Below are 20,657 nucleotides of genomic sequence, written 5' to 3'. Positions count from 1 at the left end.
CTGCTGGCGAGGGTCGTCAATTGATTCGAAATATTTAAATAGTTGAATATCAGGCATGGGGGCTCCTTAAAAAGGAGTATAAGATCATACTTTTAAGTCAAGGTAAAGTTCGTGATCTTGCCCTGAGCTAAACCCCTTTAACGTGATGCTAAATACTGTTTTGAAAAGCTCAAATAGTCATTGAAATTAAGTTCGGCGAAAAAATCATTATCTCCTGCTTACTGATCAATTTATTGCAATAAAAATGGTGACTTTTTAGCTAAGTTTCAATTGTTGCCCCATAAAGTATGGGAGTGAACATTTAAATTACGGATAAGAGTTTACCTCGCGGTCTGGTTTTTAATTGCAAATTTGAGTTATGTCGCGTTGGCGACTGCAACCAAAGAGCATTTTCTACCAAATGAAAGCGCCGACCTCCCCTTGGAACCCCACGGCGCCCCGAGGATCACACTGCTTCCTCAATTTAAATTAATGATATGAACGTAAACGCGATGAAACACGTCCTTATGTAAGCATCGCTTAACGTGCATCCATGCGCTGTTATTACTCATCATTAATTTAATTTCGGGTGTGATCACGGGGGAACTGTCTTCACAGCAGTGTGTAATTTTGCCGTAGGCGTTAAGCTTGCTGACGCGAAAAAGCATACTGTGATCTTCAGTGTTAAATTTGCTGAATATTTAAAATCAAATTAATCAGAGCAGTATTTTTATTAGGTACTTCAATGTTATTCTATACAAATACATGATTGAAAGGATGCCTCATGATTTTAAAAGATAAAACGCTCGTCACAACCAACTCAGCAAAATTAAAAGCAGGCCAAAAGCAAGAGCTAGAGGTAGCCTTTTACTTACGCCGCGCATTTAAAGACCACCCTCAAGTATTTGTGTTTAATGATGTAAAGTTTAAACACAACGGCGAAAGCGCACAGATAGACCACCTTATTGTTTATACCTACGGGTTTATTCTTATTGAATCAAAAAGTATTACTGGTGAAGTTGCAATAAACCAACATCAAGAGTGGAGTCGCAGTTACCGTGGGCAATGGCAAGGTATGCCGTCACCTATCAAACAAGTTGAGCTACAATTGGCATTACTAAAAAGTTTAGTAAGAGACAATGCTCCTCAACTCCTGCCAAAGATGTTTGGTAAAATACAGCAAAATTTTGGTGGCCGTGAATGGTATAGCATCTGCGCAATATCGAGTAATGCCATAATTAATCGAGATAACACGCCAAAAACGCTTGAAGAGCGACTCGTTAAATCAGAGTTTATAGCGGATAAACTTTTAGACATAATGAAGCTACCGACATCAATACCAAATGCCCTGCACTTTTTCTCAACCAATACTCGCCCATGGTTTAGTGAAGAAAGCTTAGCTAGGATCTGTCAGTTTCTTTTGGAGCAAAATATTACTCCTGCCACACAGTTAAAACCTGATGCGTTAGCAACAAGCCTCAACGAGCCAAGCCCGATTTATCAAAATGAATCAACAGCTCTTGCACCAAGATCTATTGTTCCAACAATTAAAGAAGAGCAACCAAATGTTGTCAATGAAGTAAATTTACAATGTAAACAGTGCAGTAATAGCAAGACGCTTAAAGCGCGCTCAGGCCGCTACGGCTATTTTGTTACATGTGCTGAGTGCGATACCAACACACCAATGAAAACGTCTTGCCCGCAATGTAACAGCGCTAATACCAAAGTGAGCAAACGCAAAGAGTCTTATTCATTAGTGTGTAGTGATTGTGAAAACACTGCGTTTTTCAGACTTGATGGTTAAAGCTCGATAGCATTCAAAAATAAGAGGTATATCATTCCGGAAATTCATCAACCACTTCCACTGTTGCTATGTGTGATTTTAAAACATCATTATCTGTATAGTTTATTTGAAAATACAAAGTACCCTTTTTAAAAGGTTGAGCTTTCACTGATGGCATCAATTTGTAACATCTATATTTATTGTAAGATGGTAATTTCTGTTGTGGGCTTCCATCAAACAAAGGCAATGCTTGTGTCAATTTAAATCGTGTAGGAATATCTAAGCAAATAGCCCCACTAGTTGAGCCTTTTAAAATATACTGTGTATTGTTTGAGGAGTTATTTGAAACGAGTTTTATACCATTTTGCTTCATTGCTGCTAATTGCTTTTGAGCCTTATTTAAAGAAGCGATAGGTGCAGTAAGGTTATCACTTTTAATACCAGTAGAGCTTTTTAGTAACCCATTTATTTCAGCCTCTATTGGGTAAAGTAGTTTTCGCTTTTCCCATAGCTCTGGGTCCCCACCTTTGAGAATAGATAATCTAAGCCAAGTTTTATCAGTAAAATAATTAACTTTCTCCGTGCTTCCATCTGACTTTTCATCTGACTTTGACTTATGAACTAACCCTTCGCTACGCACTTCAAGCGTTTGTGGCTCCACATCTGATAAAGATGACCCAGCGGGTGTATCAGTTAAACCAATTGTCATTGCTGTAATTGGAGAAAGTAATATATCTGTAGCGTAACCAACAGGGTTGCGTATCCCTTCTTCTTTACTGAAATAGTCGTAACATCGCCCAATAGCACACACTTCTTTCTTTATAAGCACTATTTCACCAGCTTTTAAAGGCAGAACATTTACATTATTGTTACCACTATGTCTATATAGCGAATTACCTGCAACAAAGTCCAAATCTAGCTGGAATACTAAGTCATTATCATTTGTACCTGTAACAGACTTTGCGATCTCTTTAGCTACTTTTATTTCTTCTGTGGTTACGGGGTTTGATAGACTTAGAGCCTCTCCTGCTGCTGCGATAAAATCAATAATACTTCCGGCTTTATCATTTTCATCTAAATCGTACTCATAGATTTTTAATTTGAGACTTAATAAGTCACTCTCCATTCGTTTAGGACCATATAGCGCTTTATGGAAAAATGGAGCTTTCGTAGCATCTGCAATTGAATCATACGGGCCTAATATTTTGGTAATAGTATCGCTTGATGTTCCTGTTACAACTTCTTCAAATTCAGCGACAATCAAAACTTCATTATCTCCGCCAATATCTGGTAGGTATCTTAGATAGGTATCCGTTAAATAAATACTAAAAGTATCATCGCCGCTTAAAGCATGAGCTTCATCAGTTTTATATATCATACCGTCAGCACTATACAATTCTTTGGCAGTAACAAGAGGAGAGGTAAGGTTTTTATCTGAACCGACGGAATAAATGGAGATATCACCGGTGCTTGCAGTGCAAGCACATAAAAGAGAACATAAAACAATAAATAATAAAAGCTTCATCAGAAATTCCTTTTCAACAAACTTAATGACTGGTTAAAATTTAGACCAAACAACATCAATGTCAACTTTTTATTAACACTTGTTACTTTACAATCTCATGGCTTACATTTTGTACTGGCTAAAGGGATTTAGAAACTTAGAATTTGTCGGGAATAAAATTCCGCCATGCAATCAATTACTCATCAATTGAGTCTTTTCAGGCAAAGTAACGGGGGAGTTTTCTTAACAGCATCGTTTAGGTTGACCGTAGACGTTAAGCTTGCTGACGCGAAAAGCGCAGCTTTTAATATCTAAGCTCGATGCCCGTAACTCGGTGCTCGTCGCTTTTATTTATACATGTCGCGTTGGCGACGGCAACCAAGGGGCGTACGTTTTTCACTGTTGACTCTGCTGCAAGTAATTCATCCCTGAAGCTGGGTTCCTGTCAGCATCCATGCTTCCACTTCCTCGCGCTGCGAAACTTCGTTTCGGTCACTCGTCACCCACGGCGCCCCGAGCATTTTGCACTTTCCTCAAAGCCTAAATTGATATGAACGTAAACGCCGTGTAAGGCACATCCATGCGCCAGTCACGGCTTTAATTGCATCCATGCAATCAATTACTCATCAATTGAGGTTTTTCGGGCAAAATGACGGGGGATTTATTAACAGCGGCGTTTAAGCTTACCGTAGGCGTTAAGCTTGCTGACGCAAAAAGCGCAGCTTTTAAATTGTAGGCGAGCGTGTATAGCCGGCTTTGGCGACGACAACCAAAGAGAAGTAACCGCCGACTTCTCTTTGGAATCTCTCGGCGCCCCGAGCATTTTGCAGTTTACTCAAAACCTCAATTGATATGAACGTAAACGCCGTGTATTCGCCGTCCATGGCGAAGTCACGGCTTTAATTGCTTCCATGCAATTAATTACTCATCAATTGAGCTTTTCGGGCAAAATGACGGGGGATTTATTAACAGCATCGTTTAGGTTGACCGTAGGCGTTAAGCTTGCTGACGCGAAAAGCGCAGCTTTTAAATTGTAGGCGGGAGTTTGTATCCGACTTTGGTTTTTAATTACAAATTTTTAGTTATATCGCGTTGGCGACGGCAACCAAGGGGCGCATAGCGCCGTACGCCCCTTGGAACCCCACGGCGCCCCGAGGATCACACTGTTCCCTCAATCTAAATTAATGATATGAACGTAAATGCTGTGTATTCGCCGTCCATGGCGAAGTCACAGCTTAACACGCATCCATGCGCTGTTATTACTCATCATTAATTCAATTTCGGGTGTGATCACAGGGAAATTGTCTTGGCAGCGGCCTTTAATTCAATAATGAGTTAATGCTTGTTTACATTGCATTTTTTAGTAAACTGAATGCTCGCAAACAGGGAGCGATTTAATGCAGCAAATTGGTATATACGAGCAGTTAATTACGCAAGTAATTGAGCAAAACTTAAATCGTGATCAATTTTATGTGGGTGAACGCCAGCTTGAATCAGCTGAAGCGGCTACTTGGCTTTCGCGTTTTTTAGGTAAGCTGGTTGCTCATGCCATTGATGCAATCCCGAATTCAAACGAGCGTTTGCAAGAACAAATAAACCTAGCAAACAGCCTTGTGCTTTGGCTTAAAGATCACATTCGCGATGACGAGCTGATCAACGAAAACCTTATCGACAGCCAAGGCCGTATTCTTACTGCACTGTTTAATACCCAAAATCCCATTGCTGCAAATCTTAAAGATTACTCCAAAGATATTTTCCCGCTAACAGGACTTACCCAAAGCGAATTATTCAGCGGCGCGAATGCGGGGTTCTCCCTCGAAACCGAGCTAAAACGCGAGATTAAATCATCCGACACTATTTACTGGCTTGTCTCATTTATAAAATGGACGGGGCTGCGCATATTTAAAAATGAGCTTGAAGCATTTACCAAAAGTGGTAATAAACTCAAAGTAATTACCACCTCGTACATGGGTGCAACAGATGCTAAAGCGGTTGAGTTTTTAGCAGGCCTACCAAATACCGAGGTAAAGCTTAGTTACAATAATCAGCAAGAACGCTTACACGCCAAGTCATACTTGTTTATGCGTAATACGGGTTTTCATACCGGTTATATTGGCTCGTCTAATTTATCGCATTCGGCGCTTACCAGCGGCCTTGAGTGGAACTTAAAAATTACCGCGCAAGAAATCCCGCACATCATAGCTAAAACCAAAAGTACCTTTGAAACCTACTGGCAGTCGCCAGATTTCGAGCTATTTACTGGCAAAGCTGAATGTAAAGAAAAGCTCATAAATTCACTTAACGAGCAACGTGGTGTTGGCCAAGCAAGCAGCCAGTTTTATTTTGATATCACGCCAAAAACCCATCAGCTCACTATTTTAGAAAAGCTAAGCGTCGAGCGTAGCGTGCATAACCGCTTTAAAAATTTAGTGGTTGCCGCAACGGGCACGGGTAAAACAATAATATCGGCGTTTGACTTTAAAGCCGTTTACGACAAAAACCCAAACGCCCACTTTTTGTTTGTAGCCCACCGTGAAGAAATATTAAAACAAGCGCAAAGCGCTTATCGTGGTGTGCTTAAAAATAACGATTTTGGCGAGTTGTGGGTGGGTAACTATAAGCCACAACGTTACAACCAATTATTTGCGTCAATCCAAACATTAAACAGCCAAATTGAATCGCTTAATCTAACCCACGATTACTACAACTATATTGTGATAGATGAAGTGCATCACGTAAGCGCTGCAAGTTATCGCGCTATTTTAAATCACTTTACGCCCACAATATTACTTGGCTTAACTGCAACACCAGAGCGTCAAGATGGTGCTAATATACTCGATGATTTTTGCGGCGTAATAGCCGCCGAAATCCGCTTACCAGAGGCAATAAATCAGCGCCATTTATGCCCGTTTCAATACTTTGGATTAGATGACGATACCGACCTAAGCCAAATAACATGGCGTGCTGGCCGTTACGATATAAGCGAGCTAAGTAACCTTTATACAGGGGAGAACAGCCGCGCAAATAAAATTATATCCAGCCTTGCGGATATAGTGACTAATGTTCACGATATAAAAGCGTTGGCATTTTGCGTAAGCCAAAAGCACGCAGAGTTTATGGCATCTAAGTTTAATTTAGCAGGCATAAATGCCGATGTGCTGATCAGCAAAAACACCAATGAACGGGCGCACAAGCAACAAGCACTGCGCCAAGGCGAAATACAAATACTTTGCGTAGTTGATATTTTTAACGAAGGGGTCGATATTCCAGAGGTCGATACCCTGTTATTTTTACGCCCCACAGAAAGCCTAACGCTGTTTTTACAGCAACTAGGCCGTGGCCTGCGCCTGCCCGACAACAGCTTTTCTTTAGGTAGATCAAAGCAGTGCTGTACCGTACTCGACTTTGTAGGCAACGCTCGCCCAGAATACGACTTTGCCAGTAAGTTTCGCGCACTCATTGGTAAAAGCAACCAACCAATAAAAACCGAGGTTGAAAACAACTTCCCGCATTTACCACTGGGTTGCCGCATAGAGCTACAAAAGCGCACACAACAAACAATACTAAAAAATATTCAGCAAGCCATAAACACTAAACGCCGTTTACAACAACTTATAAATAGCTATTCGCAACACACCAATGATGCGCTAACGCTCAGTAATTTTTTACGCATAAACCCGCAAGTCACGCTTGAAGATATATACAAACCAAAAGATAAAAAGCTCGGTGGCTGGCAATGGTTAAAAGGCGATGAAATCCCCGCAGAACAAGCCGACATTTACGCCGCGTATTACCGCGCTATTAACACCCAATTACTCGGCTGCGACTCGCTCAGCTACTTATGCTTTTTACGTGATTTATGTAACAACGACTTTTACTTTAACCCAACAGCACAAAACCAACAGTACGCGCTTATGGCGCATTACAACTTTTGGGATAGCACAGGCACAAGTTTAGGGTTTAAAACCCTTAAACAAAGCTTACTAGCACTTAAACACAAAGAGCTACAACAGGAACTTGCCCAAGTGATCGCGCTTTTAATAAACCGCATTCACCAGCAAGAAAGCGATTTAGCGTGCTTACCTAGTCATGCAATAAAATTACACAGCCGCTACACACGCCAACAAATACTCGCTGCGTTTGGCGCACACACATTTGATAAAAAATCGACCGCCCGCGAAGGTGTTTTAGAATTTAAAAATCAAAACCTAGAGCTGTTATTTGTAACACTCAACAAGTGTGAAAAAACCTACTCGCCCACCACGCTATATCACGATTACGCAATCAGCCCTACCCTGTTCCATTGGCAAACGCAAAATAGCGCCCGCCCAGAACACGGCCGCGGCCTAAGTTATATTGAGCATCAACAAACAGGCAAAACTATCCTGTTATTTGTGCGCGAACAAGGCAAAGATGAAAACGGCCGAACCATGGGATTTGTAAACTACGGCGAGGTTAAATACCAAAGCCACAACGGTAGCCAACCAATGAATATTACGTGGGAATTAACCAACCCCATGCCAAGTGAAATGTGGCATGAGGCAGGGAAATTGGCTGTTGGGTGAATTGGTTACTAATTTTACGAAGGGCTTAGCATGAATCAATTTTTACAAGACACCAAAATCATAGCAGCTATAATTGCAGCCATAATTACTTTAACAATTGCATTAACAAGCGCTATTGCATTCTTTTATAGGGCTAGCCGAGATAACAAAAGAAATGCAAAAAAAGTTTTATTTCTTCTACTTGAAGTTCGTCATGCTATTAAGTTGAAAACACTCCCCATTGATGAGGTTGCTAAAGAATATTGTGAATATGCTGCCAAAAAATTTAATTCGTTTACTACCGAAGAGGTAAATATCTCTACAGAGGATTTTGACCTTCAACTTATAAACAACCAACTTTCAGAGCAACTAGCGTCTATAGAAGAAAGCCTTACTGTCAGCGTAATACCTACACTCAATGATAAATTAACTGACTTAGCCGAAGATAATCCAACTCTAGCCTTTAAAATTAGAGGACAAGATAGTTTTTTAAAACTATTTGAAACTTCAAAGACTCAAATAACGAACCTTGCCATACCAAATACAGAATTACCATCTGATGTTGAAAAAGCTTTATTAGAGCGTATTAGAAAAATAACGCTGATCCGCTTAGCAAAAGAAAGTAACCAGCATATAGATTGTGCTATATATGAAATAGCTAGATATTGTGGGCGAAGTCAGTTAAGAAAATGGCAAAAGTTAAAGCAGGAAACAGCTTCAGATCATGGCTTTGACTTTACCCAATTAGATGATCTTTTTGAAAGCTGTCATTTAGCTATTATTGAATTAGAAAAAGCTTTGATAACGCAGACCAAATTATAAAAGGTTTGAAACTTTGGCTATGAACCCTTGATAATCATACCTCGCAGAATACACGCTGAAAATGTAATCATTCTCAGCAATTTTTTCAATATCATATGAAAATGATTTATACCAAAATGTACCTTGTCTTGAGGCTCTAGATTCAATAATTGTGAAATTATCTTTAAGCACTTTTTTAAATAAGTTAATTTCATGATTATTGGCCTCAGCTAAACTTACTTTTTTAGAAGCCTGCGTATATATTCGAGCTTTTTCTTCTACTTTTTTATTTTGAAACTCTATTCTTAGTTCATCATCAAAGGAGTCTTCTAAGTCATTGATTAAGTCTTTTGCCTTAATTATTTCTAGGTATATAGTATCCCAAGATTTACTATAAAATATTGCTGGCTCATTGGGTAGAAGCAAACGCTTAGCTCTTCTAAAGTTTACTTTGAACCACTTCACGTAGTTATCTTCATTTTCTAAATTAATCTGTTCTGAAGCAATGACTTCGACGAATTGCTCAAAGCTACAGTATTCTGACTCTACGTTTGATGCGAATTCGTTTTTAAGATCATCTACGAAGTAATCTGTTATTTTATGTTTCCTTTTTGTATGTGATATCACAATTTCAACTATTTGGCAGATATTTTCCCAACTTATTTGGTAGTTTTTAGCAGGCTTTTTAGGGAGTTCATTTAGCTCAAAAAAATAATTATTTTCATTAATCCAACGCTCATATTGCAATTGATTAGTTAATTCTATTCCATTTTCTTTATAGCTTAACAATAATTCAATAAACCTAGGAAATGAACAATAGTCAATATCTTCTTCAGCCTCATCAATGTCACTTTCATCTTCCTCTTCATCTGTGAATGGTTCACCATAAAGAAATCCTAATAAAACATCTTCGAGAACTTTCCCATCAATATTTTTAAGCTTTAAAATAGGTGACTCAATATAATTAATATTTTTGATGCCAAAGCCTATTGCCATCAAAATATCTTTATACATAAAATCATAATTTTCTACTGCAGCTCTTAAATAACCAGTCATATTTGTAGTATCAATATCTTTAGGACCTACAGATAGTAACAACCTTTTATATCTCCTAAGATATGCCGCTTTTAACCAAAAATGACGTTCTAAATAATCTAAATGGGGAATATCACTTGCAAGGCCATTGCATTCTTGGCAACTTCTAACTAGTGTTTTTGAGTACAAGTCACTTTGTTCTGAAGGTATTTGCACATTTAATGCCGGTACATGATCCCACTCTAAACGTATTGTTAAAGAAGCTTTGCGACCACAATAATGACAGAATGTATCATCCTGACCATTTGACATAGGGAAGATAGGTTTATAACCAATATTATTATTTACCCTATGAGACATATCATTACTCCATACAATTTAGACATTCGGATTATAAACACCAATCTACCAACACACTCCAATTCCCCGTGATCACACCTGAAACTTAGTTAATGATGAGTAATTTACAGCATGGATGCTGTACAAAGCGTAGCTTGGCCAAGGATGGCCTATCTACGCTGATTACGTTCACATCATTCACGTAAGTTGAAGATACAGTGTGATCCTCGGGCGCGCCGTGGGGTTCCAAGGGGCGGTCGGCGGCAGCCGCCCCTTGGTTGCCGCCAGCAATCTGGCAAAAACCTCGAATAGAGGTTTTAAATCCCTTTCCCCAAAACCATATAAAATCACGGCTAAAGCCAGTTCCTACAAAAACAAAGCGCGATATAAAATCGAGCCTACGGCACTACCTACAATTTAAAAGCTCCGCTTTTCGCGCGAGCAAGCTCTGCGCCTACAAGTTAAAGCGCGACTACAAACTACTCTGCAACCACTTGTTTAAACCGTGCGAATGTTCGCATGCTTTCATCAGCAATCATTACCTCATAATCGAGGTTTTGAGCAATTAGCTCATATTGCCCATTGGGTAATTTATTAACTTTGCGCAGTAAATACTGCCCTTCCCCGCCTATATCATCTCGTTCTATTGCCACTATTTGGCCGCGTAACGATCCTGCTTTATCGGACGTTATAAGCTCAAGTAGCAGTAAATCACCATCAAGTATTGGGTGTTTACCGCCATTCATTGAGTTACCCGATGCGTGTGCTAAAAAATGCACTTGCGGGTCGAGCTTACCTGCGCCAAGTGGCGCGTCAATCAATTCCATATCGCTTTCATCCCCTGTTTTAAAATGCCCACAGGCAATTTTTATATTGGGGAAGTACGGCAGCTTTAATGTGTTATCTTGTTTTTTTGTTGTATCGGTACGATCTTTAAACGCTAGCTGAGTCACATTATCAGCTTGTTGCTCGGTATTTTGTTCAGTTGTTGCTACGTTTACTTTTAGCCGTTGGCTGTATTTAGCTAAGCTGTATTCAACCAGCTCTAACACGGCGTTGTTTAATAATTCGAGTTTATCTGCGGGTACGTCAAACGTGGCTTTTACTGTGTCGTTTTCTAGCGTAAACCACTGCGTGCCATCTTTATTTTTATTGGTGTAAGCTTTGATTGGGTTTTTACGCCAGTAGCTTTGCCATGTTTGTGAATCAGCCGCCGCTTGCTGCTCTTTGGCTGATAAATCGTGTTGTTTTAAATTTGGATGGCGAGCTAATACTTTAGCACTCATGGCTGCAAGCTCTGCAACTGTTGGGGGAATGGTAAAACCATTTAATGCCACATAAGCTTCAAGCAAAATAGCTTTAAAGCATTTGGTCATACTGGTTGTTTGTATGCCCTTATGTAAAAAGTCATAGAACGGCGCTAGTTGCTCAGCACCTTGTTGTGCCTCATCATCAATGTTTTGTGTTTTAGCAATTAGCTCAAACCAACTAGTGTAATTGCTGTTTACCTTTTTTATATCCCCATAGTGGTAGTAAAACTCACTTAAGGTGGGTAAATGCCCAAGTTGCTCAGCAAGTTGTGTTATATCTTCAAGCGCGTTGGTGCGCTGCGCCTTAGCTAGCTGTTGCCAGAAGTCGGTGACTTTTAAATCAATATTTATAAAACAGCCATCAGCTAGATTTGGCTTTTTAAGCTTTTTCACTACACCACTTGGCGTAGTTTCATGGAGTAACGCATAAGGCTTATTTAAAAAGCTATGGTGGTTACCAATAAAGTCGAGCACCACTAGATGCGTTTTACCTTCTAGCGTACGCAAACCACGCCCTAATTGCTGTAAAAACAGGATTTTAGAATCACTTGGGCGCAGCATTAAAATAGTATCAATGCTGGGTAAGTCAGTGCCTTCATTAAACAGATCAACGGTAAATAGCACTTCAACTTGGCGTTGTTCTAATTGTTTAAGTGCCTCATTTCTGCGTACTTTTGATTGGCTATGTACTGATAGTGCTTTTACACCCGCTTTATTAAATGCATCAGCCATGTAATCGGCATGTTTGGTGGAAATACAAAAGCCTAGCGTACGCTGTTGTTTGTATTGCTGCCACTGTGCAAGCGCATGATCGGCACGTTTTTGTGTCGCAAATTTGTTTTCTAGTGCTGCTGGATCAAATCGACCATTACGCCATGGAATGGCTTGGTAGTTTACGTTTTCGTCCCAAATACCATAGTAATGAAACGGCACTAACGTTTTTTGATCTATCCCTTGCGTTAAGTTTCGCTCAAACACTAAATTGTTGTCGCATAATCCTAAAATATCGGCTTGATCGGTACGCTCTGGCGTAGCGGTTAAACCGAGTAAAAACGATGGCTCAAAATAGTTTAATAGCTGACGATAAACACGTGCGCTGGCATGATGAAACTCATCAACAATGATGTAGTCGAACGCCGTTGGTGCAAATTGCTTTAAATGATTACTTCGGCCAATGGTTTGAATAGAGGCAAATAAACAGTCGGCGTTTTTGTCTCGCTGTTTACCGTTATAGAATCCCGTTGAAAGCGTCAGTAGTTCAGCAAATGTACGCTGTGCCTGTAAAAGTATTTCTTCACGATGTGCGACGAATAATACCCGTTTAGCTTTGAATTGTTTAACATCAAACGCGCTTAACCATGTTTTACCCATGCCTGTTGCAAGTACTACTAAGCCACGTTTAAAGCCCTCAACGCGAGTTTGCGCTAAAGCATTGAGCGCTTCAATTTGAGCTTGCCTTGGTGTTTTAGCTTCGCTTTGTTCAATAATTTGTTCCGCTGTATCGGCATCGTTTACTGCTACAAACTGCTGTACTTTACGCCTAGCAATGTAGTTAGCAATCCATTCATGGCTTAAATGTGTAACAAGCTCGTGGTTGAAAATAGCGTAAAAAGCATTCCGAATACTTAAAAATTGCTGCGCTGCTTGGCTTGTTTTTGGCTGCATGTAATCATGTCTAAAATTCCACTCATGACCTTTAGTAAGTGCGCTGGCGCTAATGTTACTTGAGCCAATAAAGGCACAACCAGACGTAATTTCGCTGGTGTCGTTTGTTTTGACAAAAATATACGACTTCATGTGAAAGCTTTGGTTGCTCTGTGTTTGGTAAATACGCACATCGGCACCACGATCCACTAATACCATTAGCTCTCTGAGCGCATTAGGATGAGTAATATCAAGGTAATCGGAGGTTAACAGCTTTAGTGTTGCGCCACTTTGTAAAGCTTCATTGAGTGGGTCAAATAACAAAGCCAAGCCACTGGGTTGGATAAATGACACTGTGATTTCAATCTCTGTGGCATTATTTATTGCATGTACAAGATTAGGTAATAGCGGGTCATCGGCACCCGTAATAAGCTGCTGCTTATTACTTTGCAATTGGTGCTGTTCGTTAAAGCTATTCATTTATTAATTCGCTGCGCGTTAATAATGCGTTGAGCCACACTTCGCTTTTGCGCTCTGGTCGTTGGTCGACCGTTTGCCATTGTTTTAGTATTTTAAGCTCGGTGTGATGAGCAACTAGCGCGGTTAGGCCTTCTTCATTTAAATCGGTAAATTCGCGACCGTTATGTACGCGTTCTGTATCGCCATATTTAAACGACACATACAAAACCCCGTTTGGTTTTAGGGCATTTTGCAGTTTTAAAAACACCTGTGGTAACTCTACTTTTGGTACGTGCAATAAACTCGCGCAACACCAAATGCCGTCGTACATATTTGTACAGTTAAGCTGCTGAAAGGTTTTAACCTCTACGGCTTGTTGTAAGTAATTACTGGCTAACTTTGCAATTTTTTCGCTTGCATCAAACGCGCTAACAGTAAAATCTTGCTGTTTAAAATACATGGCATCGCGGGCGCTACCGCAGCCTGCATCTAATATATGGCCGTGTTTAGGGATAAGCGGTAAAAACTCAGCGTAAAGCGCCGACATATCAACATTAAGCGTTGAGTCGCTAAAACTTTGTGCGTTTTGGTTGTAGTAACTGAGTGTTTTAGTGGTCACTTGATATACCGCTCCGTGGCTAATTAATAATACTTAACTACTAGTGCGTTAAGTTTTCATTAAGTTTTATCCTAACCTAACATGAAAATGTATTAAAAACATAGAGTTTTCCGATGAGTACCAAGTAGATAGCTGCTAATTAGCAAAAATTAAGAATTTAGTCTTGGTCATATTTATTGAGCGAAGGTGCTAGGTTCTAGGGAAGTGACTAGGTGCTAGGGTTTGCCCGCCGTCCGTTATCTTCTCTGTGTAGCGCAGCGCCTCGGTGTTCTCGGTGGTAAAATAGCTTTTAAAACAATCACAGATCGAAAAAGCTGCGAGGCTTTAGGGAGTAACAGGCACTAGGTTCTAGGAAAGTGACTAGGCGCTAGGCTGTATTCGTTACTCGTCGCTCGAAGCCCGATATTCGCAGCTCGTTGCTCGCAACTCGTTACCTTCTCTGTGTAGCGCAGCGTCTCGGTGGTAAAATTAATTTTAAGTGATTTATTCACCACAGAGATTAAGAAGCCTGCGCTTTAGAGAAAAACATAAAGAGTCTAATGTAGGTCGTGCTTTAGCGCGTCAATTTTCAACATTAGACATTGTCGCCATAAATGACGACCTACAAGGAAGCGCTAGGATTAGCCCGCCGCTCATTGCCCGAAGTCGGTTTATAGGGTGATATAAGTACGAGGGCTAGATGACAATACAAGTCAAACTAGAGTTAATCTAAACTCTAGTTTGCTCCAATTAAGCTTAAGGTCTACAATTAATAACATTATAAGTATGTAATTGTAGACCAAATGAATAAAGCAGAAAGATTATTAGCAATACTAGCTAGCTCTGTTAAAGCAGGTGGCGGTATTCATACCAGTGCAGAATTGGCTTTTATGATGGCTGAAAAACCCACTCCTGCATTCACTAAGTTTCTGACTGACAATGTTAATAAAGGGCTATTAAGAAGAGTCTGCAATGGTATTTTTGAAAGCACGCTCACGCCACCTGACCCCACCACCGCTATTTATAAAATAGTTAAAAAACTACGTGGTGACGTTTTAAATTACATTAGCCTAGAAAGCCAACTCAGTTACACGGGCGATATTTCGCAAATATTAATGGATAGGTTAACGGTAATAACGAAAGGTCGTAGTGGCACATTTTCAACTCCGTATGGGGTTATTGAGCTGACCCATACAAAAAAACCAATTGATAAATTTGCGAAAAACCTATATTTCGATAAAAGCATCAAGATGTACCGAGCAAATACGCTGCAAGCGATTGCAGATCTAAAAGCCTGCAATCGCAACGTACACATGCTGGAGAACTAAATGCTAACAGAATATATACGCCAAATTATAGCTGCAAATCCAGAGTACGCTGGCGTCACGCCTGTGATTGAAAAAGAAATTCTTCATCACGACATTATGGCTGCAATGGTAAAACAAGGTGTTATGCCTTCGCTTACTTTTATTGGTGGCACCTCACTTCGTTTGTGCCATAACAGTTCTAGATTATCTGAGGATTTAGATTTTAATGGTGGGCATGACTTCAAGCCAAGTAGTTTCAGTGGCTTAGAAGTTGAAATCCAAAAATACATACAAAATAAATATGAGGTGCAGGTATGGGTAAATAAACCAGCTGAAGATAATCAAGCTAATACTTCATCTTGGAAAATAAGTATCGAAAAAGAAAGTAATCGTCCTGATCTTCCCCGCCAAAAAATGCATATAGATATTTGCGCTATCCCGTCATTTGATATCGAAAAAAGGCCATTAATAAATCACTATAATATTGTCGCGCCAACAGAAGGTTTGCTGATCCCTGTACAATCATTAACGGAAACGCTTGCAGACAAGTTTATTGCATTAGCCTACCGTGCTAGGCGCATTAAACCGCGCGATGTATGGGATATAGTATGGATAAAACAAAGAGGTGTTGCGGTATCTAAGCAACTGATCAATAAAAAGCTTGCGGCCAGGGGTAAAACCAACGAAGACTTTATTGAGGCACTGACTATTCAATTAGACAAGCTACAGCATGACGATGAAGTTCGTAAAGACTTCAATATTGAAATGAGCCGTTTCATTCCAAATCAAATCAAAGAAAGAACAATCGATAACCCTGATTATTGGCCATATGTACAATCAGAAATTAGTACTATGTCACTCTCAATCCTTAATAATGGTATTAAAAATAATAAGTTTGATATGGGGAGCTAACTTTAAGGCCTACAAAAAAGCACCTTAAAGGTAATATTTTGTAGACTGTAAGGAGCTAGGTTCTAGGAAAGTTACTAGGTGCTAGGATGATTACCTTAGACCGCTGCTTTGTCTTCTCTGTGCAGCGAAGCGCCTCGGTGCTCTCGGTGGTAAAATTGATTTTAAATGATTTATTCACCACAGAGGTTAAGAGGCGCTGCGCTGAAGAGAAAATGACGAAAAGACTTTTGATTTAGGGAAGTGACTAGGTCCCGAAGCTCGTGGTTTTATATCTTCTCTGTGTAGCGAAGCGCCTCGGTGAGCTCGGTGGTAAAATTGGTTTTTAAATAATCACAGCTAAAGCTCGTTCCTACAAAATAAAGGCGCTAGGTTTAGGGAAGTGACTAGGTGCTAGGGTGTATTCCGTAGCACGAAATCCGAAGCCGGTTTATAGATCGCGGGGTGAACCCGCTGCTAGGCGATTTAATGTGCATTCCTAACCAGCGTACTGGGTTTTTAACCCTTCACCTTTAGCCTTTAACCTTTCACCTACCTATTTACTTTTTTCTTAGCCAAAACAAGCTGCCTTCGGTGGCTATCCAAGCTTGTTTGCCAAGTGAATTTAGGTATATACCCACTTCTTCTTTACTGCCTGGGCTGTAAAAATGAAACTCCTCAGATTTTAGTTTTTCTTGCCCGGTGAGTATTTTTATAAAATGTTTATTAAGCTGTTTAAGTTGCTTTTTGTATTGCTTGGCTTGGCTAGAGTCACCATGTTTATGAAACTCACTCAAGGCGCGGCTTGCTGTGGCATGAAGTTCTTCGCTGTCGAAGTCGGCTAAAAACGCATCCAGTTTTTGCCACTGTCCTTTAATTACATAGCAGTTCATTAGCCAATGGCGATTAGCTTGATTATCCATGGGGTTTAGTTGCCAAAGCGCTTCAAATTCGTCAATAGCGTATTGTATGTTACCTTGTAATGCGTTGATTTGTGCACGATGCGCTCGTAACATCATATAAGGGCGTGTTTCGTGGATCAGCCAAAAGTGGCCTTGGTTCTGTGCTATGTATTGCTCTGTAATAACACCTTCAAACAGTTCCAGTAACGCTGCTATAGGTTCAAATGCGCTTGGAGTAAAATCACTAAGGATTGCTTCCATTAATTGATCAATCACTTCGTCGTCGAGCACTTTACCAGCAAAGTCATCGTTGTGGTGTTCACCTGCAAACTCTTCCGCAAATTGTTCGTTAAACGCGGCTTCGTCTTCATCTGTCCAGCTGGGGTCTTCAATAAAACGAACGCTATAAAGCACATCGGCTACAAAATAGCTGTAGTTCTTTTTATAGGCTTGCGCTAGGCCTTGGTTGTCAGCAAATTTTTTAACTGCAGCTTGTTCAGAGCTAAATGCACTCAGTACTTCATTTAAACTCGTTAGCAGGTCTTTTTGGTGTTTGTTTAGGCTGCGTTTGTCGATAAATTTAAGTGCTTGTAATGCCCCTTTACAGTAATTAGGCAGTGGCATATTAGCTTTGAGTGAATCGCGGTAGTCGGTTTTCGATAAGCTGCATTTAGTGGGCATTTTAAGGTCTTCGGTCATCACTTTATGCATGCTGTTATTGTAATTTTCCATCAGGCTTTCGAGGTACTTTAACTCAGTGTCTGTTGTAAAATTAATGTCACCTAATAGGTCTGACTGCCATTGGCTGGGCATTATTATGTCGGGCAGTAAGCCTAACCCTAAAAAATAACCTTGGATAAAATAGTAATCTGGTTTTTTATCGCTTAATACAGTTAATTTAATGACATCACTGCGTATTTTGGCGGGCGACATAGCTTGTCCTGCTCTTTATAAGTTGGCTCTAGTGTACCAATTGATTTATGGGTTACAAGATTATGGCGCGAAATTTTCGATAAAAACAACGATAGGAAGTTGATTAAGTTAATAACAAAAAACCCAGAGCGGTATGCTGGGTTTTTTGTTATTCGTTGAACTACCAAGTATTTAGTTATTCAGCAACACATTCAGGCCAATCATAGAATAAGCTTGATTTGTTGGCTGTGCGCCATGTTTCATATACGAAGGTGATTTCAGGAATTTCTTTAATGTTAAAAGAAAAATGAAAACCTTCAGATGCTTCTTCGTTACGAATACACGCAACCACTGGCAATATAGTTTTAAATGCAACTGATTTGCCCTTTGCTATTACTTGCTCATTTTTTAGATTTTCGAAACGCGGTGTTAAGCTTGCTAACCCACCATTAATATGGCGCACCTGTAAATTTTCAATGGTGTAATCTGCATCAGTGGCGGTTAATGACCAGCTAATATAACCCTCTTCAAGATAAGGTTTAGAGCTGGCACTAAAGTCATTCGCAAAGGGTGGAATATTCTCATACGGTAATGGATACCATAGGCTTTCATTATCTTCGTTGATGCTACGTAAACGTACACCTGTAGCCTCTGTGAGTGGGTCAACGTCAACGACAAAGTCATACTGCGGCGCATCATCAATTAGGTCTGTTGCAGAATAACGGAATGTATATTTACCTGGCTTTGTAAATACTTGCCCACGGGTATTTGGGCAATCTGCTTCACTTGGGTTGCTAGTAAACTCGCCGCCTGCTGGTGTACTGACAAGCTCTTCATGAGTGAATACTTCATCGCCATCGGCATCAACGGTTACTGGCCGATGTAATAACGACATGCACGGTAAAATTTGATAGTAGTCTTGGCCAGGATTTAAGCGTCCCCAGCTACGCGCCCATACAACGGAACGGATCTCTGGAGCGGTATTGGTAAATTTAGCTAAACCACTGTCTTGTGCATACGCCTTAGCAAATAAGCCACGGTCATCTTCTACAATTAACTGCGCGGTATAAGATCCCGGCACATCGGTGAGCACTTTTGCACGACGGTATTCTTGGCTTTGTGGTTCAATTACCGGTTCGATAGTCGCATTACTGCCATCAGGCTTATCTGTTAACTGCCAATGAAAGGTCAGTGGATCATCATTAGGGTCGCTACTTGATGCATCAAACACTAATGCATCACCCACCAGCACTGACTTTGATTGTGCATCAACGCCGCCAGTTGCAGGTTGACCGTTAACGTTACCTATTTTAGCTTGCATGCTGGCATCAACTGAAATTTGGTTTTCGCCGTCAGAGACAACCATACGTACTAAATAACTGCCGGCTATATCAAGCTTTTGAATCTTTTTACCCATAGGTTTCCAAGAACCAATATCCACTAGCTCTGCAATACTTCCTTGCGGTTTTTCAATAAGCGTAGCTGCAATAATTTGTAACGGCTCGCCTTCTGGATCATAGCCGGTAAAATTAAATTCAGCTCTTAAGCCTACTTCTTGTTCACCAATACTATTAGATGGGTAATAGCCGGTTGCTGATAATTCACCGATCGGTGGGGCATTGCTAGTCGCGTTAGGATCTTTTTTGACGGTAACTGTAACTTCTTTTTCTTCACTTTTTCGGGTGCCATCAAATACAAATAGTATTAATTTATAACTTGCCACAGCTTGTGGGGTAAAACGCACTACAGCCGTTTTTGTACCTGTAAGCTCTGGTAGTGGTACATTTTCGGGATCCGTTGCTGAGCGTGACGGCCATTGCCAGCGATATTGTAGTGGCTCCCCTTCAGGGTCAATGCTGGCTGATGCATCTAAGATAGCTTCTTCGCCTAGGATAATAGTTATGTCGTCGGCTTTAGCCACTGGTGGCGCATTACCTTCTGAAACGCTTACCACAACTTGTTTTGGTTCACTTGCTACGTCGTTATGAGTCACCACTAATTGCAATGTGTAATCACCGGCTAAATCAACAAACAGTGTGCTTTGGCTTTGCTCTGCGTTATTTAAATAACCCGCACTGTCGGTGGGCTTTTCCATAAGCGTCCATTGGTATAGTAATGAATCGGTGCCACCTGCTGGGTTTACACTTTGGCTACCATCTAAACCTACGCTATTAGTGCCTAAATTAACACTATGGACTGAGTCAGTAATTGCGACTGGATACGGGCTGGTTGCGCTTAGCGTGATACGCGCGGCTTCGCTATTATTTGCCCCGTCATTAACAATTAAACTCACAACATAATTGCCTGGTAAATCTGCAGTAAAGTCTGTTGTTATGGTATTGGTGTTGGTGATATTGGCAGTACTTGTTGCTGGTCGTTCAATGAGCTGCCATTGATAAATTAAATCTGTTCCCTCTGCACTTGTACTCGCCTCAGCATTCAGCGTGACTTTTACCGCGCCATCCTTTAGTGAGAATGCTGATTCTGCTGGCGATTGCAGCTCAACAACCGCTGTTGGTTTTTGCTCTGTTGTTTGTGTACTGTCTTTGTTATCACTACCGCTACCACAGGCTACCATAGTAAGCGAAAGCCCGACTATGGCTATTGCGCCAAATAGTTTTTTCATTCTTTTGTACTCCTTGCTGATAGGTG

General features: G+C 40.5%; 11 protein-coding genes. 5 read left to right on the top strand and 6 right to left on the bottom strand.

All coding sequences use genetic code 11. The annotated features are described in order from the left end of the window. Positions 1–763: 763 nt before the first annotated feature. Positions 764–1,783, top strand: coding sequence for a nuclease-related domain-containing protein (locus H5158_RS18465; RefSeq protein WP_182740604.1), 1,020 nt, complete (start codon positions 764–766; stop codon positions 1,781–1,783). Positions 1,784–1,814: 31 nt separating this feature from the next. Here the strand turns inward: H5158_RS18465 and H5158_RS18460 are convergent, their stop codons facing one another. Further along, complete coding sequence (locus tag H5158_RS18460; RefSeq protein WP_182740603.1) at positions 1,815–3,287, bottom strand: hypothetical protein; 1,473 nt, start codon at positions 3,285–3,287, stop codon at positions 1,815–1,817. 1,376 nt (positions 3,288–4,663) lie between these two features. On the opposite strand from H5158_RS18460, the gene H5158_RS18455 reads away from it, so the two are divergent. Next, the gene (locus tag H5158_RS18455) at positions 4,664–7,831 is read left to right on the top strand and encodes a DUF3427 domain-containing protein (RefSeq protein ID WP_182740602.1); all 3,168 of its coding nucleotides are present in this window, start codon (positions 4,664–4,666) and stop codon (positions 7,829–7,831) included. Positions 7,832–7,861: 30 nt separating this feature from the next. Then, entirely contained in the window at positions 7,862–8,632 is a 771-nt protein-coding gene (locus H5158_RS18450) for a hypothetical protein (RefSeq protein WP_182740601.1), read from the top strand. Here the strand turns inward: H5158_RS18450 and H5158_RS18445 are convergent. The 3 genes from H5158_RS18445 to H5158_RS18435 form a co-directional block, all read right to left on the bottom strand. After that, positions 8,627–10,006, bottom strand: coding sequence for a hypothetical protein (locus H5158_RS18445; protein WP_182740600.1), 1,380 nt, complete (start codon positions 10,004–10,006; stop codon positions 8,627–8,629). The two genes, H5158_RS18450 and H5158_RS18445, sit on opposite strands and share 6 nt — an antisense overlap. 458 nt (positions 10,007–10,464) lie before the next feature. Further along, on the bottom strand, positions 10,465–13,419 hold the full coding sequence (locus H5158_RS18440; protein ID WP_182740599.1) for a DEAD/DEAH box helicase family protein: 2,955 nt from the start codon (positions 13,417–13,419) through the stop codon (positions 10,465–10,467). After that, positions 13,412–14,017, bottom strand: coding sequence for a bifunctional 2-polyprenyl-6-hydroxyphenol methylase/3-demethylubiquinol 3-O-methyltransferase UbiG (locus H5158_RS18435; protein ID WP_182740598.1), 606 nt, complete (start codon positions 14,015–14,017; stop codon positions 13,412–13,414). Before H5158_RS18435 ends, H5158_RS18440 begins: the two co-directional genes overlap by 8 nt. A 782-nt stretch (positions 14,018–14,799) precedes the next feature. Here H5158_RS18435 and abiEi point away from each other — a divergent pair. Further along, positions 14,800–15,324 (top strand): type IV toxin-antitoxin system AbiEi family antitoxin, encoded by a 525-nt coding sequence (abiEi, locus tag H5158_RS18430; RefSeq protein WP_145238776.1) that lies wholly within the window; start codon positions 14,800–14,802, stop codon positions 15,322–15,324. Then, positions 15,325–16,215 carry a nucleotidyl transferase AbiEii/AbiGii toxin family protein gene (locus tag H5158_RS18425; protein WP_182740597.1) on the top strand — a complete coding sequence of 297 codons (891 nt, stop codon included), beginning with the start codon at positions 15,325–15,327 and terminating at the stop codon, positions 16,213–16,215. It begins immediately after the preceding gene. Between the two features lie 536 nt (positions 16,216–16,751). Here H5158_RS18425 and H5158_RS18420 read toward each other — a convergent pair. Beyond that, positions 16,752–18,026, bottom strand: a complete 1,275-nt coding sequence (locus H5158_RS18420) for a lipopolysaccharide assembly protein LapB (RefSeq protein WP_182740596.1) — start codon at positions 18,024–18,026, stop codon at positions 16,752–16,754. A gap of 175 nt (positions 18,027–18,201) precedes the next feature. Next, positions 18,202–20,631: a PKD domain-containing protein gene (locus H5158_RS18415; protein WP_182740595.1), complete on the bottom strand. Its 2,430-nt coding sequence runs from the start codon at positions 20,629–20,631 to the stop codon at positions 18,202–18,204. Positions 20,632–20,657: the final 26 nt, after the last annotated feature.

The organism is Pseudoalteromonas sp. SR45-6, assembly GCF_014163545.1.
GTDB lineage: Bacteria > Pseudomonadota > Gammaproteobacteria > Enterobacterales > Alteromonadaceae > Pseudoalteromonas > Pseudoalteromonas rhizosphaerae.
The sequence above is the reverse complement of the archived record's forward strand: the minus strand, read 5'-3'. Positions and strand labels throughout refer to the sequence as shown.

Excerpts from the sequence above, each read along its gene's own strand:
- H5158_RS18465 (WP_182740604.1), top strand. The coding sequence starts at position 764 with ATGATTTTAAAAGATAAAACGCTCGTCACAACCAACTCAGCAAAATTA.
- H5158_RS18460 (WP_182740603.1), bottom strand. The coding sequence starts at position 3,287 with ATGAAGCTTTTATTATTTATTGTTTTATGTTCTCTTTTATGTGCTTGC.
- H5158_RS18455 (WP_182740602.1), top strand. The coding sequence starts at position 4,664 with ATGCAGCAAATTGGTATATACGAGCAGTTAATTACGCAAGTAATTGAG.
- H5158_RS18450 (WP_182740601.1), top strand. The coding sequence starts at position 7,862 with ATGAATCAATTTTTACAAGACACCAAAATCATAGCAGCTATAATTGCA.
- H5158_RS18445 (WP_182740600.1), bottom strand. The coding sequence starts at position 10,006 with ATGTCTCATAGGGTAAATAATAATATTGGTTATAAACCTATCTTCCCT.
- H5158_RS18440 (WP_182740599.1), bottom strand. The coding sequence starts at position 13,419 with ATGAATAGCTTTAACGAACAGCACCAATTGCAAAGTAATAAGCAGCAG.
- abiEi (WP_145238776.1), top strand. The coding sequence starts at position 14,800 with ATGAATAAAGCAGAAAGATTATTAGCAATACTAGCTAGCTCTGTTAAA.
- H5158_RS18425 (WP_182740597.1), top strand. The coding sequence starts at position 15,325 with ATGCTAACAGAATATATACGCCAAATTATAGCTGCAAATCCAGAGTAC.
- H5158_RS18420 (WP_182740596.1), bottom strand. The coding sequence starts at position 18,026 with ATGTCGCCCGCCAAAATACGCAGTGATGTCATTAAATTAACTGTATTA.
- H5158_RS18415 (WP_182740595.1), bottom strand. The coding sequence starts at position 20,631 with ATGAAAAAACTATTTGGCGCAATAGCCATAGTCGGGCTTTCGCTTACT.